This window comes from Gemmatimonadetes bacterium SCN 70-22, from assembly GCA_001724275.1.
Classification (GTDB): Bacteria; Gemmatimonadota; Gemmatimonadetes; order Gemmatimonadales; family Gemmatimonadaceae; genus SCN-70-22.
In genome coordinates this window covers 1-13,553 of sequence record MEDZ01000083.1, presented here as the reverse complement: position 1 = coordinate 13,553, position 13,553 = coordinate 1, and the positions used below count along the sequence as shown (strand labels likewise).

The following is a 13,553-nucleotide window of genomic DNA, read 5'->3' as shown; positions in this document are numbered from 1 at the left end:
AGCATCCGCAAGTTCCTGAAGCAGGACGACGCCATCGCCGTGACCGAGTACGGCCTCCTCGTCGCCCTCGTCGCCATCGCCCTGATCGCCGTCGTGACGGTCTTCGGCAGCTCGATCTCCTCGTGGTTCGCGGTCAAGACGGGGCAGATCACGACCGTCTGACGTCGCCGCGATCCGGCCGCGCCCTGGGAGGTGGGACCTTCCACCTCCCGGGCGCTGGTCGGGATCACTCCGCCTCCACCCCACACCCCCGATCGAGATGCGACGGACCCTGAGGACATGGCGCCACTTCGTGAAGAGCGACGAAGCCTTGGCAATCTCCGAATACGCCATGCTCGTCGCCTTCATTGCCATCATCGTCGTGGGTGTACTGACCATCTTCGGCAGTCAGATCGGGACCTGGTTCTCAAACCGAACCGGCACCATCACGACGGTCTAGGGCACAGTACGGGGCTGGCGCGCGGATCATTCGTCGCGTGTCCTCCATGTCGCTGCTCCCATCGTTCGATCCGATCTTCCGGGGCGTCCCCGCCGGCGTGCTCTTCGGCGGGGCCTTTCTGCTCCTCGTCGCCTTCGCCTGCGTGAGCGATGTGCGGGCACGACGCATCCCGAACGCGCTCGTCGCCGTCCTCGCGACGGCGGGGATCGCCTTCTCGGTGGTGCGCCTCGCACCGCTCGCTGGCCTCGGCTCCGCATTGAGTGGGATGGCGCTGGGGTTGGCGATCTGGATCGCCTTCTACGCGCTGGGGTTACTCGGCGCGGGAGACGTGAAGTTCTTCGCGGCGGCGGCCGCTTGGTTGGGGCCGGCCGGGGCATGGCGCGCCTCGCTGATCGCCGCGGCCATCGGCGGGGTCCTCGCGGTCGGTTTCTTGCTCAGGGATTCGAAGCTGAAGGCGGCGCTGCACCGGATCGTCCTTCTGCCAGTGGCTCGGTCGGTCGCCGTGACCACGTTGCAGGAGATGTCGAACGACGAGGCGCGACGCCAGTTGCCGTACGGTGTCGCCCTGGGGGCGGGAGCGGTGGTGGTGGCGATGTTTCCAGCAGTCCTGACGTGAGGGTGCGAGTATGCTGATACGGCTGCGGCGGTTCCTTCGTGGCGCGAGGGGGTCGGTGATCGTCGAGTTCGCGCTCGTCGTTCCGATCTTCTTTCTTCTGATCGCTGGCATCATCGCCTTCAGCCGCGGCTACGCCCGCCTGAATGCCCTCAACTCCTCCTTGCGCGAGGGGGCTCGCACTGGGGCGGCGCTTCCGGCCGCGCTCCAGCATCGTGATTCCGTCACGCGTCGCGTGTACGTGGCCTCGTCGGCCTTTGGCTTCCCCATCGACACGGCACGGGTCGCTGTGACGTTTGGCAATGATGTGATCGTCAGTGTGACGAACTACCCGATCTTCGTCGGCATCACCTCACTCTGGGGGCTGTCGGGGATCCAGGTCACCCGCTCGGCTGTCTTCCGCTGGGAGTACGCGCCGTGACGGGCTCCAGTCTTCCGACCGATCGTGCACCCGACCCCGCGGGGATTCCCCCTCGCTCGGTCCCTCGTCGTACCGTCTCCTCGTAGTCGAACATCCTGGCCACCAATCGATACAGTCTCGTCCTGTACGGCGCCCTCGTCGTCGCAGCCGCCGCGACCTACGGCGTGTATCGGTACGTCGAGAACGCCAAAGCCAGCAACCAGATCGCGACGCTCCCGGTCGTGGTCGCCGCCCGTGACATTCCCGAAGGCTCGGCGATCGATCGCCTGGCCGTCACGGTAGCGCAGTGGCCTGCGCCGACCGTTCCGGCCGGCGTCTTCGCGAACATCGACTCGGTGGCCGGTCGCGTCTCCCGCGTGACGATCTTCAAGGGCGAAGCCATCGTCCCCGGTCGGTTGGCGCCCGATGGGACGTCGCCGGGGCTCGAGGTCAAGATCCCGCCCGGCAAGCGCGCGATGTCGGTGCGCATCAACGACGTCTCCGGCGTCGGCGGGATGATCCAGCCGAACAGCCGTGTCGACATCCTCCTCACGCTCAACCCCACGGAGGGGAACTCGGAGCGCACGGCGAAGCTCTTCATGGAGAACATGAAGATCCTGGCCATGGGGGCCCAGGTGCAACGCGGTGACGACGGGCGCCCGATCCAGACCACGGTCGCCACGCTCGAGGTGTCGCCCGAGGAAGCCGAACGCCTCGCCATCGGTGCCAGCCAAGGGCAGATCCAGCTCGTCCTGCGCGGCTACGGTGACCCGGACTCGGTCGACACTCGCGGCGCTCGGGCGCGTGACCTCGTCGACCTCCCCCCGGCGCCGCGGCAGGCACCCGTACGCCGGTCGACGGCGCCAGCCCGGCGCCCGACGACATCGACGCAGCCCGCGCAGCAGCCGGCCGCGAGCCAGCCAGTCCCTCAGCCGATTGCCCCGCCCCCACCCAAGCCGGAATCGCTGAGCGTCAAGGTCTATCGTGGCCGCACCGCCAGCGAACAGAAGTTCCTGAAGGACTCCTTGGCCAAGCGCGACACCAACCCGCGCTGACTTCGTGTCGATTCCCGTCACCGATCATCTCCCTCGGCCGACACTTGCTTTCCATCATTGGAGGTCGCGCTTGACCCGACTCCGTCTGCTGCATATCGCGAACGTCGCCCTCGTTGCCGCCCTTGCCGGCACGCTCGTCTCCAGGCCGTCGGCCGCCCAGGGCGTGGGCCCCATCACCCCGATCGACCTCCCGGTGGGACGGTCGTTCCCGGTGACGGCCGCCGTCCCGGTCACGCGCGTCTCGATCGCCAACCCCGAGGTGGCCGACCTGGTCGTCATCTCCGAGCGCGAACTGGTCATCAACTCGCTCAAGTCGGGCGAGACCGACGCCATCGTCTGGTTCCAGAACGGCGATCGCACGCACTACCGCATCTCGGTGCACTCGCCGTCCGACCGGATGCAGATCGCGATCGCGGTGAAGTTCGCCGAGGTCCGGCGCGAGGCGCTGCGGCAGATCGGGATCTCATCCGTCTATCGCGATGGCGGGACGCGCGTCGGGACCGGCTTCCTCAACAACGACAACCCGATCGACGCCGAGACGGGGAAGATCTCGATCCCGAGCACGTCCAAGTTCTTCACCGTCCTCTCCGACCTGGGGACCGACAAGGTCCTCGCCTTCCTTGACGCCGAGGAGACGCGCGGAAACGCTCGCCTGCTCGCGGAGCCGAACATCCTGGCCGGCAACAAGGACACCGCCTCGTTCCTGGCCGGCGGTGAGCTTCCCATCCCGATCGTGCAGGGGGCGCAGACCGGTGCCGCCGGCGGTGCGCAGCAGGTCACGGTGCAGTACCGCGAGTTCGGGATCCGCCTCCGCTTTCAGGGAGAGATCCTGAGCGACTCGCTCATCAAGCTGAGCCTTACCCCCGAGGTCTCGAGCCTCGACTACGGCAACGCCATCATCCTGCAGGGGTTCCGCATCCCGGCCTTCCGCACGCGCCGCGTCTCCTCGACGCTCGACGTGCGCCGCAACCAGAGCCTGATCATCTCGGGACTCCTGAGCGGCGAGGAAGAGCGCGTGAAGACGGGGCTCCCCTTCCTCAAGGACATCCCGATCCTGGGGCAGCTCTTCTCGAGCACCCGCTTCCAGAAGAACGAGACGGAGCTCCTGGTGATCGTCACCCCCGTGATCGTCAACCCGATGCAGCCGCGGGCACAGGACACCATTCGCCTCACCCCCGACTCCATCCCGGCGCTGGAGGCGCTCAAGAAGCGCATCCCGGGCCCGGTCAAGCAGCCGTAAGCAGAACCCCAAGGAGCAGTAGCAGACGATGGCGCGTGCAGCACTCGCAGTAGGGGCGGCGGTCGGGAGTGACGAAAACGTCGACCCGACGCTGGTGCGGTTCGGCTTCGACAAGCTGGACCGCGTCGGCGACGTGGCGACGGCGCTCGACGCGTTAGGCCAGCGGCACCTGGACCTGGTCTTCATCCCGATCGACGAGCTCGACGAGGCGTTGCTGGCGCGCCTGGACCGCGCTGCCCGGCGCGAACGCCACACGGCCATCATCGGCACCGCCCCGCGCGCCGAGCCCGAGCTCATGCTCAAGGCGATGCGCGCCGGGATCCAGGAGTTCCTGGTTCGCCCCCTCAACCTCGCCGAGCTCTCGTCGTCGCTCGAGCGCCTCTCGCGACGCACTTCGACGGCGAGCGTGGCCGGCCAGGTCTACGCCGTCTTCAGCTCCAAGGGTGGGGTGGGGACGACGACCGTCGCCGTGAACCTCGCCGATGCCCTGGCGCGCGCACACCCGCAGGGGCGCGTGGCCATCGCCGACCTCGTGGTGAGCGGAGGCGAGGCGCGGCTCCTGCTCAACGTCGACCCGCACTACGACCTCTCGTACGTCGCGGAGCGTGCCGACCAGATCGACCGGGAGCTCCTGAACTCGGTCCTCGTCCCGGCCACCGATGGGGTGTGGCTCCTGGCCGCGCCCGACCGTCCCGAGGCCGAGGACACGGTGGACGCCTCGGTGGTGAGCGCGGTGCTGCAGCAACTCAAGCAGTCGTACAACTACACGGTCCTGGACTGCGAGCGCGTCCTGAACGACCGCACGCTCGCCGCCCTCGACCTCGCCGACCGGATCGTCCTGCTGACGCAGCTCACGGTGGCCTCGCTGCGCAGCACGCAGCGTTCGCTGCAGATCTTTCGCCGCCTCGGCTATCCCAACGACAAGCTGTGCGTGGTGGTGAACCGCTTCCAGTCGGGCGAAGTCATCTCGCCGGCCGACGCGGCCGAGGTGCTGAAGGCCGAGATCTTCTTCAAGCTCCCCAACGACTACAGGGTCGCCTCCGATGCCGCCACGCGCGGGATCGCGGTGGCGACGGCCGATCCGCAGAGCAAGCTGACCTGGGGGTTCGAGCAACTGGCCCAGAAGCTCAGCGGCGCCGACGGGACGGCACCGGGCGGGGCTCACCGCAACGGGAAGCAGGCCGGGCTGCGGTCGCTCTTCACGCGCAAGAAGGGGTAACCCATGTCGCTCATCGACCGACTCTCCGGGCGCAAGCCTAACGGCTCCAAGCCGCTGAGTTCCCTCCCCGACGCCGCCGATGCCACGGCGGCGGTGGCCGTGGCCGAGGAGGCGCCCGCCGCGCCGACGTTCGCCCGGGCCGCTGCTCCCGTGGAGGAGCTGAGCGCCGTCGACAAGCTCAAGGTCGACATCCACCATCGCCTCATCGCACGACTCGACCTCGAGGCGCTGGAGCAGCTGAAGGACGAGGCCGAGGTGACGGCGCAGATCCGCCTGGCCGTCGCCGAGTTCCTGCGCAACGAGACGACCCCGCTCTCGCAGGCGGAACGCGAGGAAATCGTCGAGCACATCGTCTGGGAGATCACCGGTCTCGGCCCCATCGAGCCGCTCTTCCGCGATCCGCTCATCACCGACATCCTCGTCAACAACGCGCACGACATCTTCGTCGAGCGCCGGGGGAAGCTGTCGCGGGTCAACACGCAGTTCCGCAACGATGCGCACCTGATGGCGATCATCGACCGCATCGTGAGCCGCGTGGGGCGCCGGGTCGACGAGTCGTCGCCCATGGTCGACGCCCGCCTCCCCGACGGGTCGCGCGTCAACGCCATCATCCCGCCGCTCTCGCTCGACGGTCCCGTCCTCTCCATTCGCCGGTTCGGCAAGGAGATCACGGTCAAGCAGCTGACGGAGTACGGCGCCGTCACCGACGAGATGCTGCAGCTCCTGTCGGGGTGCGTGAAGGCGCGGCTCAACATCCTGATCTCCGGCGGGACGGGGTCGGGGAAGACGACCCTCCTCAACGCGATGTCGTCGTTCATTCCCGGCGACGAGCGCCTGGTGACGATCGAGGACGCCGCCGAGTTGCGGCTGCAACAGGAGCACGTGGTGCGCCTCGAGACGCGCCCCCCCAACTCGGAAGGGAAGGGGGAGGTCATCGCCCGCGACCTCGTGAAGAACGCCCTCCGCATGCGCCCCGACCGCATCATCATCGGCGAGGTGCGCAGCGCCGAGGCGCTCGACATGCTGCAGGCCATGAACACCGGCCACGAGGGGTCGCTCAGCACCATCCACGCGAACTCGCCGCGCGACGCCCTGTCGCGCCTGGAGACGATGATCCTGATGGCCGGGACCAACCTCCCGCAGCGCGCCATGCGCGAGCAGGTCTCGTCGGCGCTGGACCTGATCGTGCAGGTGCAACGCCTGAGCGACGGCTCGCGCCGCGTGGTGAGCGTCACGGAGGTGACGGGGATGGAAGGCGATATCGTGACCACGCAGGAGATCTTCCGCTACCGCCGGAAGGGGATCACCCCCGAGGGGAAGATCGTCGGCGTCTTCGAGGCGACGGGGATCCGCCCGCTCTTCGCCGAGCGCCTCACCGTGGCGGGGATCGAACTCCCCCGCGGACTCTTCGTCTAGGGACGCGCATCCGTGTCGACCCTCCTCCTCCTGGCCCTCGTCTTCCTGGGGACGGTCGGCGTCCTCGTGGGCGCCTACGTCTACGCCAACCGCCAGGCGCTCTCGGCCTCCGACGCCGCGCTGGAACGGCTGCGTGAAGTCGAGGAGCACGAGGTCACGCTGCGCGGCATCCTGCGCGATGCCCGCGTGTCGGAGCTCCCATTCCTGGAACGCTTCCTGGCGGGAAAGGGCGTCACCGCCTGGCTCGCCGAGGAGATCCTGCACGCCGGGGTGAACATGACCCCGGGGGGCTTCGTGCTCCGGAGCGGCGTGGCGGCGGTGGCGGGACTGGTGCTCGGTCAGCTGGTTTTCCGAACCCCGGCCGTCGCCGTCCTCCTGATGGTCGCCGGGGGGATCGCGCCATACATCTGGCTGCGCCGGAAGCGGGCCACGCGCTCGTCGCTTTTCCAGGCGCAGCTCCCCGACGCCATCGACATGCTGGTGAGCGCGATGAAGGCGGGGTACTCGTTCCAGGCGGCGATGAAGTTCATCGGCGAGGAAATGTCGCAACCGCTCGGCCCCGAGTTCGCACGCTTCTACGAGGAACAACGCCTGGGCCTCGAGGTGCGCGCCGCGCTGCTCGCGATGCAGACGCGCGTCGATTCGGTGGATCTCAAGATGTTCATCACGGCGCTCCTGATTCAGCGCGAGACGGGTGGCAACCTGGCCGAAGTGATGGAGAAGATCTCCGGGCTCATGCGAGAGCGCGCGACGCTCAAGGGGGAGATCGAGACGCTCACCGCCGAGTCCAAGCTCTCGGCGCGCATCCTGGGGCCCTCCCGTTCGTGGTCTTCGGGGCGGTGAACCTGCTCAACCCCGGCTTCATGAAGCCGATGCTGGAAACCAACGCCGGGCCCTGGATCTTTGCCGGCGCGGCGGTGACCGTGGGCTTCGGCTACTGGATCATGATGCGCATTGCCGACATCGATATCTGAGATGCAGACGCTCCTGACCCCCCAGCTCATCGCCCTCGTCTCCGTCGCCCTCCTGGCGCTGGGGGCGGCGGTCTATGCCGCGATGGCCTTGCTGCGCCGACGCGACCTCCTGCGACGCGCGTCGCTGGAGGGCGACTCGCTCAACGTCAGCGTCCTGCGCAAGGACGAAGAGGGCGACGGAGGGTGGCTCAAGCGGCTCGTCGAGCGGTACGCCGAGCGAGAGGAGACCGACGATGCGCTGCAGGTGAAGCTTACGCAGGCCGGGTTCGATACGCCCACCGCCCCCGCGTACTACTTCTTCCTGCGCGTGGCGTCGTTCGTGCTTTTCCCGCTCTTCACCTTCATGCTCATCCCCCGGGATCGCTTCCTGGTCTTCGTGTCGTCGGTCGGGGTGGCGCTGTTCACCGGGCTGATTCTCCCGATGGCGCTCCTGGACCGGCTGGTGCAGCGTCGGCAGGAGCGGCTGCGCCGCAGCGTCCCGGACGCCCTGGACCTCATGGTGGTGTGCGTGGAGGCCGGGGTGTCGCTCGACGCCGCGATCCTGCGGGTCTCGCGCGAGATTCGGCTGGCGCACCCCGACCTGGCGCACGAGCTGGCGGTCGTGAACCGGTTCAGCAACGCCGGGATGCCGAGGGAGCAGGCGCTGCGGTCGCTCTGGCAGCGGACCGGGGTGGAGGACCTGCGGGCGCTGGTGTCGTCGCTGATCCAGAGCGAGAAGTGGGGGACGAGTGTGGCGACCGTGCTACGGGTCTCGGCCGAGACGCTGCGGCGCAAGCGGCGGCAGGCGGCCGAAAAGCAGGCCAAGATGGCGCCGCTGAAGATGACTTTCCCGCTCCTCTTTTTCATCCTTCCGGCGCTCTTCGTGGTCATCCTCGGGCCAGCGGTGGTGCAGATCATTCGCGAGTTCAGCAAGGTTTAGTTAGATTATTCCCATGAAGATGGGTGGCGCTGGAGGGAGTGTGGGAAGTGCGATGGAGGGACGTATGAGGTTAAGGAATCGGCGCGGGGCGTTCTCGATCATGATCGCGGTGGGATTCTTCTTTCTGATCACCGTCGGTGCGATCGCGATTGACTTCAGTCGCTTGTGGACGCTGAAGAACGAGTTGCAGACTGCTGCTGACGCCGGCGCGCTCGCGGGGGCGATCCAGCTCTTTCCTGCGCGGTACGCCGGCGCGCAGGGCGTGATCGACAGCGCCACCGTCTACACGCAGCGCAACCCGTCGATGGGGCGCGTGCCGGGAGTCGATTCGATCATTCTCGGCAACTGGAACCAGAGTACGCGCTCCTTCACCGCCGCGGGGACGCCGCAGAACGCGGTGCGCGTGGTGGCCGGCTACAACATGTCGGGGATGATCATGTCGGCCTTCGGAGTTCCGGCACCGCGCATGCGCGCGCGGGCGACGGGGTGGGCGGAGGCGCCGGTGGCGACGACCGGGTGCATCAAGCCGTGGGCCATTCCCTACGAGCACTTGATGTTCGCGATCAACAACTATCGGGGCATCCCCAACACCAACGCGAACCTGAATCGTGCATTCGACCAGGTGAACGACATCGCGGCGTTGAATGCCATGAGCGCGGCGCAGCGGACCTTCACGCTCAAGCTGGGCTCGGGGACGATCACGCAGGCCGGGGCTACGAACACCACCATGCCCGGCAACTTCCAGGCGGTCCAGCTCCCCAAGCTCTGGGATGACGCCACGCAGACGTACCCGACTCCGAGACCGCAATCTGGTGCCAACGTCTACAGGGACAACATTACCGGCGCCACTTGTTACGGTCTCTCGGTTGGTGACTCGTTGGGCACGGAGACGGGGAACATGGTCGGCCCGACGTTGCAGGGGGCTGACCCGGGGGTCTGCAAGGGCGGGATCGTGCAGAACGGCCCCAATATCGGGGATTGAATTTCGGCCCCGGGCGGCCCCGTGGGTGTGGACGTCAAGACGGCGTTCTTCGCCTGCGGCAGCGGCTGCAACGGTCGCACAACAGTAGGAGTGAAGCTGATCGGCTCGTTCACGCTCATGAAGGTCTACCCGAAGGGCGACACGGGGAAGAATCCGCTGTACGAGAAGTCACAGATCGTGGGAATCTTCACGCCGATCCAGGATTCCGGTCCCGTGGGAGGCGGGAGCACGACGCTCCAGAAGCCGATCCTGGCGCAGTAGGCGCCGATGCGCGTGAGGCAGGCGCAAAGTGCCCACGGGCGCCATCCACGGTGACTCGTTAGGTACGAGAATGACGTTCGCGCTCGTGTCGGCGCCAGCGCTCGCGGTGGCGCGCACCTTCGCGCTGGCTCTCGCATCTTCGTCGGCGTTCGCCGCGGCACCAAGAGCCCTCCCGGCGCAGTTCCCGCGCATCGTCCCGCCGCCGCCGTGCGTGATCCCGGCGGCGGAGCGCGTGCGCCTGGCGGCGCGCGCCTCAGGCGATCGCCGCCCCTTCCTGCTCATCGAGTCGCTGGACGCCACCGCGACGGAACGGCGTTCCCTCCACGTCCCGTATGCCGTCGCCGAGCGCCTGCGTGAGCGACTACGTCGTGACGCTCGCCTCGCCGTGGCCACCGATGGGAGCGTGGAACGTGCCCTGTACGAGGGCGGCGGCTCCGCCGACTCCGCGGCAATCCTCCTCGGCGCCGACTGGGTCGTGCGGGGGCGAAGCCGGTCGTCCACCAGCGGGACCGAGCTCTCCGTCGCGCTCTTCAAGCGCGGCACCGGATCGCCCGCGTGGACGGGGAGCTATCGCGTTCCCGCCCAGCCGCTGTCTACCGTCGAGAGCGCGATCGCGCGCGCCCTCACCGCGGCGATCGTGGGGAGCGGGAGCACGGTCGTGTCGCGGGCCAGTGGGGCGCCGCGCCTGGCCGATGCCGATGCCCTCCTGGCCCGAGCCGACTTCCTGATGCGAGAGCCCGGGCTTGCCGCCGCCGACTCGGCACGCGAGCTCCTCGAGCGTGCCCTCAAGGTCGACACCTCCTCGGCGCTCATCGCGGTCCAGCTGGCGCGAGCCTACCTGCTGGTGCTCGAGCGCGGGGGAGCTGCCCCACCCGTCTCGCAACCCAACGCCTTGCGCCGCGTGGACGAGCTCACCGCCTTCGCCCTGCGCCGGGACGCCCGGCGCTCGGACGCCCGCACCCTGCGCGCCGTGGCGGCACGCCTTCGCGACACGCTCGACTTTGCCGGGGCCCTGGAGGCACACAACACGGCGATCGCGATTGCACCTGGTGACGCCGAGGCGTTGCACGAGCGCGGCGTGACGTGGCTGGCGTTGGGCGACACCGAGCGCGCGGTCGCCGACTTCCGCCGCGCGCTGGCCGCCGAGCCGGAGCGAGGGGCGACGCTGGCCGAGCTGGCGACCATCGAACTGCGCGCTGGCCGCTTCAACGCGGCGTGCGCGTACAGCAACGCGGCCATCGCCGCAAGTCCGTTCGGCGCCCACGCCTACGCCGTGCGCGCCCAGGCCCGGTTGCGGCTGGGTCAGGCGCGCGACGCCTTTGCCGATTCCGAGACCGCGTCGCGCCTGTCGAGCGATCCCTGGACGGTGGGGTTGCAGCTGCTGATCGAGGCGGGGGTGGGGAACCGCGAGCGTTCCGATGCGCTGGTGCGCACCATCACGCAACGATACCTGGCGCCTGGGGGAGGGCTGGCGGTCTACGACGCGGTGATGCTGGCGACCGGCTATCTCGCGGCGGGCCACCAGCGGCAGGCGCTGGAAGCGCTCGCTCGCGCGCGTCCGCGGGGGCGCACGCTGGCGTCGGCCCTGCGCGACTCCGCCTTTGCCTCGGTGCGCGGCGACTCGCTGTTCAAGGCGCTGTCGGCGCCGCCGCGCTCTCGTCAGGCGCAGCGCTGACGCCCGGCGCCGGCGATGACGGGGCGGCCGGTGCTTCCTCGCGCGACGGGAGCATGAGCAGCAGCACCAGCGCCGGCGCGTAGATGCTGAAGAGCATCAGCGGGAAGGCGATCTCGTTCTGCTGCGGCGACATCCGGTCGGGGTACCAGAGCAGGTAGCCCACCCAGCTGCACGCCGTGAGGGCGAGCGAGCGCCAGCGCGTGCTGGGGATGAGCCAGAGCATCAGCTGCTCGTACCAGACCGGGAGCTGCGGGGCGATGGCGAGGGCCATGAAGAGCCGCCCCTCGCGACGGCGCCAGCGAGCCAGCCCCAGGAACAGGAACGCGCCCATGAGGGTGAGCGCCGGCCCACGATAGCGGGTGGTGCTCGGCATGGCCGCGCGCCAGTCGGCGAGCCAGGTCGGCTGCACCGCGAAGGCGATGGCGACGACGATCAGGCCGCCGATGACACCTCGCCAGGTGGGGTTGTAGGCCCACGCGGCGAACCCCGTGGTTGGCTTCCCCGCCAGGACGAACTGGAGGGCAGGGGTGAGGGCGGCGGCGGTGAGGATCGGCGACCACTGACCGAGAATGGCGGCCTGGACGAAGGGGGCGCTGGCGAAGAGCCAGAGGCGATGCGGGGCCGTGCGGATGACGCCCCAGGCCAGCAGCGTCGAGCCGACGAAGACGAAGAGGGCGCCGGCGACGTGAGGGGGGAGCGGAGCGAACGGGATGGCGATTATCGCCCCCGGGAGCGGATAGAAGAAGCCCGCGTTGAAGGGGTACGGCCCGGTGGCCTGGATGACCTGGTACGGGTCGAGCCCATCGAGGAGGGCGCGTGCGGCGCGCCACGGGTAGGTGAAGTCCTTGGCCAGGTGAGCCGGATGGGACTTCATTGAGAAGAACGCGATGAAGGCTCCCCAGCCGCCGAGGGCGAGGGAGTAGATGAGGTGGTCGACGCGCGCGAGTGGGCCGTTGCTACGAGGCATGCGGATACTTGGCTTGGCGCAACGGGGGGGCAAGTCGTGGGCGCGTGCGGAATGCGGCGCCTTCCTCGGAGATCCGTCTCGACGGTTACCGAGCGCAGGGTACTCACTCAACGTCATATTCATCGTCAGTCGGACGCCAAGTGTTGACGCTCCATCGATATCGCTCGAGGCGAACTCGTGACAGGTCGACAACTGTCGACACCCTGTCGCGGTCGGGAATGCTCTCGAGGTAGAAGAGGGGGGCAACGCGAAGCGTCACGACATGGACATCACCCGAGCGTCCAGGTAGCCGATGTGGTGTTGATGCGCACGAGGTATCACGAAGGAGCGATGGAGCCGGGAGATCGATGGTACGTGCAAAGCGGCCTGCCAAGTCGCCGAAATTGGCCCAATCGCCTCCAGGAACACCACACGACCTGACATACACGTCCGCATCCCGCGGAAGTGTACTCGCGACGACTGCGACATCACGGACGGACTTCAACGAGGCGTGATAGAAGCGAGCATCGCCATAGGCTTGCGATATCATCACAATAAGTATGGCAAGCCAGGCGAGGGAGACGAGCGAACGCCAGAGAATACGCGCGGATTGAAGGCCCGTCACCGCGAAGGCGATGAGGAGCCCCGTGCCCAATTGGAACGGGTAGGCATACATGAGCCTATAGTCGTGCCACGGTGCATAGGCGGCGACCCCGGATACAACGAACGTCACGGCGAGGAGGAGTATCCGTTGAACCGCCATATCTCCTCGTCGGGTCACGAGGAGGACGCGCCAACCAAGCAGGAGGATGGAGGAGTACGCGATCAACGCGCCAAGTTCGAGAATCGAATGCGGGGACGTCGGCGGTTGGAATGGGATCAAGAGAGCCACGCCGGAGAGGAGAACGGACCCGGCATTCATCGAACCGCCGAGGTAGTGGCGCGCGTAGGATCCCTCAGGAGACGTGAACGCGACGTACAGAATCGGGATGGATGCAGTCGCCGCGGCGGCTATCACGACGAGAAATTCTCGCGGCATCCGCTGGTGGGGTCGCGCGGTGATCGAACCATTGCGGTGCTGCAGCGTCCCCAGCCACCAGACTGGAAGGACGAGCGCGGTGAGGAGCATCTCCTTGAGGAATGCGAGAACGAGCACTGAACAGAAGATGGCGGCCATTCGTAACCGCTCTCGGCTATTGGCATGGCCATTGAGCACCAGGTGCGCGACCACGACGACCAGCAGTGTGCCAGCCGCTTCGGCGACGTTCAGCCATTCCCAGATCTTGGCCGACGAAGGAGTCGCCAGCAGGAGGAATGGGCTTGACCCGGTTTAATGGACACGGGTTTAAGAGTTCTTACGCGGCGTTCTGGAGTCGTTCTTCATACGTCACGGGACTGACGTAGTCCAGGGTCG

General features: G+C 67.9%; 13 protein-coding genes. 11 read left to right on the top strand and 2 right to left on the bottom strand.

Annotated elements, in window-relative coordinates; genetic code table 11:
- Positions 1-259: 259 nt before the first annotated feature.
- The 11 genes from ABS52_19665 to ABS52_19615 all read left to right on the top strand — a co-directional run bounded on the left by ABS52_19665 (position 260) and on the right by ABS52_19615 (position 11,193).
- Positions 260-439, top strand: coding sequence for a hypothetical protein (locus ABS52_19665; protein ODS99752.1), 180 nt, complete (start codon positions 260-262; stop codon positions 437-439).
- Between the two features lie 46 nt (positions 440-485).
- Entirely contained in the window at positions 486-1,055 is a 570-nt protein-coding gene (locus ABS52_19660; GenBank protein ID ODS99751.1) for a hypothetical protein, read from the top strand.
- 55 nt (positions 1,056-1,110) lie between these two features.
- Positions 1,111-1,473 carry a hypothetical protein gene (locus tag ABS52_19655; GenBank protein ID ODS99750.1) on the top strand — a complete coding sequence of 121 codons (363 nt, stop codon included), beginning with the start codon at positions 1,111-1,113 and terminating at the stop codon, positions 1,471-1,473.
- 164 nt (positions 1,474-1,637) lie between these two features.
- Complete coding sequence (locus ABS52_19650) at positions 1,638-2,507, top strand: Flp pilus assembly protein CpaB (GenBank protein ODS99749.1); 870 nt, start codon at positions 1,638-1,640, stop codon at positions 2,505-2,507.
- A gap of 70 nt (positions 2,508-2,577) precedes the next feature.
- Entirely contained in the window at positions 2,578-3,747 is a 1,170-nt protein-coding gene (locus ABS52_19645; protein ODS99748.1) for a hypothetical protein, read from the top strand.
- Between the two features lie 94 nt (positions 3,748-3,841).
- Positions 3,842-4,966, top strand: a complete 1,125-nt coding sequence (locus ABS52_19640) for a hypothetical protein (protein ID ODS99747.1) — start codon at positions 3,842-3,844, stop codon at positions 4,964-4,966.
- A gap of 93 nt (positions 4,967-5,059) precedes the next feature.
- Positions 5,060-6,382, top strand: a complete 1,323-nt coding sequence (locus ABS52_19635) for a pilus assembly protein CpaF (GenBank protein ID ODS99754.1) — start codon at positions 5,060-5,062, stop codon at positions 6,380-6,382.
- A gap of 12 nt (positions 6,383-6,394) precedes the next feature.
- The gene (locus ABS52_19630) at positions 6,395-7,225 is read left to right on the top strand and encodes a hypothetical protein (GenBank protein ID ODS99746.1); all 831 of its coding nucleotides are present in this window, start codon (positions 6,395-6,397) and stop codon (positions 7,223-7,225) included.
- 144 nt (positions 7,226-7,369) lie between these two features.
- Positions 7,370-8,275, top strand: coding sequence for a hypothetical protein (locus ABS52_19625; protein ID ODS99753.1), 906 nt, complete (start codon positions 7,370-7,372; stop codon positions 8,273-8,275).
- A 100-nt stretch (positions 8,276-8,375) separates the two neighbouring features.
- Positions 8,376-9,257: a hypothetical protein gene (locus ABS52_19620; protein ID ODS99745.1), complete on the top strand. Its 882-nt coding sequence runs from the start codon at positions 8,376-8,378 to the stop codon at positions 9,255-9,257.
- 331 nt (positions 9,258-9,588) lie between these two features.
- Positions 9,589-11,193, top strand: coding sequence for a hypothetical protein (locus tag ABS52_19615; GenBank protein ODS99744.1), 1,605 nt, complete (start codon positions 9,589-9,591; stop codon positions 11,191-11,193).
- Here the strand turns inward: ABS52_19615 and ABS52_19610 are convergent.
- Together ABS52_19610 and ABS52_19605 are read right to left on the bottom strand one after the other, a co-directional pair.
- On the bottom strand, positions 11,147-12,160 hold the full coding sequence (locus tag ABS52_19610) for a hypothetical protein (protein ODS99743.1): 1,014 nt from the start codon (positions 12,158-12,160) through the stop codon (positions 11,147-11,149). The two genes, ABS52_19615 and ABS52_19610, sit on opposite strands and share 47 nt — an antisense overlap.
- Positions 12,161-12,263: 103 nt before the next feature.
- Positions 12,264-13,316, bottom strand: coding sequence for a hypothetical protein (locus ABS52_19605; GenBank protein ID ODS99742.1), 1,053 nt, complete (start codon positions 13,314-13,316; stop codon positions 12,264-12,266).
- Positions 13,317-13,553: the final 237 nt, after the last annotated feature.

What these genes read in the sequence shown, in the direction of transcription:
- ABS52_19665 (ODS99752.1), top strand. Translation starts at nt 260, where the DNA reads ATGCGACGGACCCTGAGGACATGGCGCCACTTCGTGAAGAGCGACGAA.
- ABS52_19660 (ODS99751.1), top strand. Translation starts at nt 486, where the DNA reads ATGTCGCTGCTCCCATCGTTCGATCCGATCTTCCGGGGCGTCCCCGCC.
- ABS52_19620 (ODS99745.1), top strand. Translation starts at nt 8,376, where the DNA reads ATGATCGCGGTGGGATTCTTCTTTCTGATCACCGTCGGTGCGATCGCG.
- ABS52_19615 (ODS99744.1), top strand. Translation starts at nt 9,589, where the DNA reads ATGACGTTCGCGCTCGTGTCGGCGCCAGCGCTCGCGGTGGCGCGCACC.
- ABS52_19610 (ODS99743.1), bottom strand. Translation starts at nt 12,160, where the DNA reads ATGCCTCGTAGCAACGGCCCACTCGCGCGCGTCGACCACCTCATCTAC.
- ABS52_19605 (ODS99742.1), bottom strand. Translation starts at nt 13,316, where the DNA reads ATGGCCGCCATCTTCTGTTCAGTGCTCGTTCTCGCATTCCTCAAGGAG.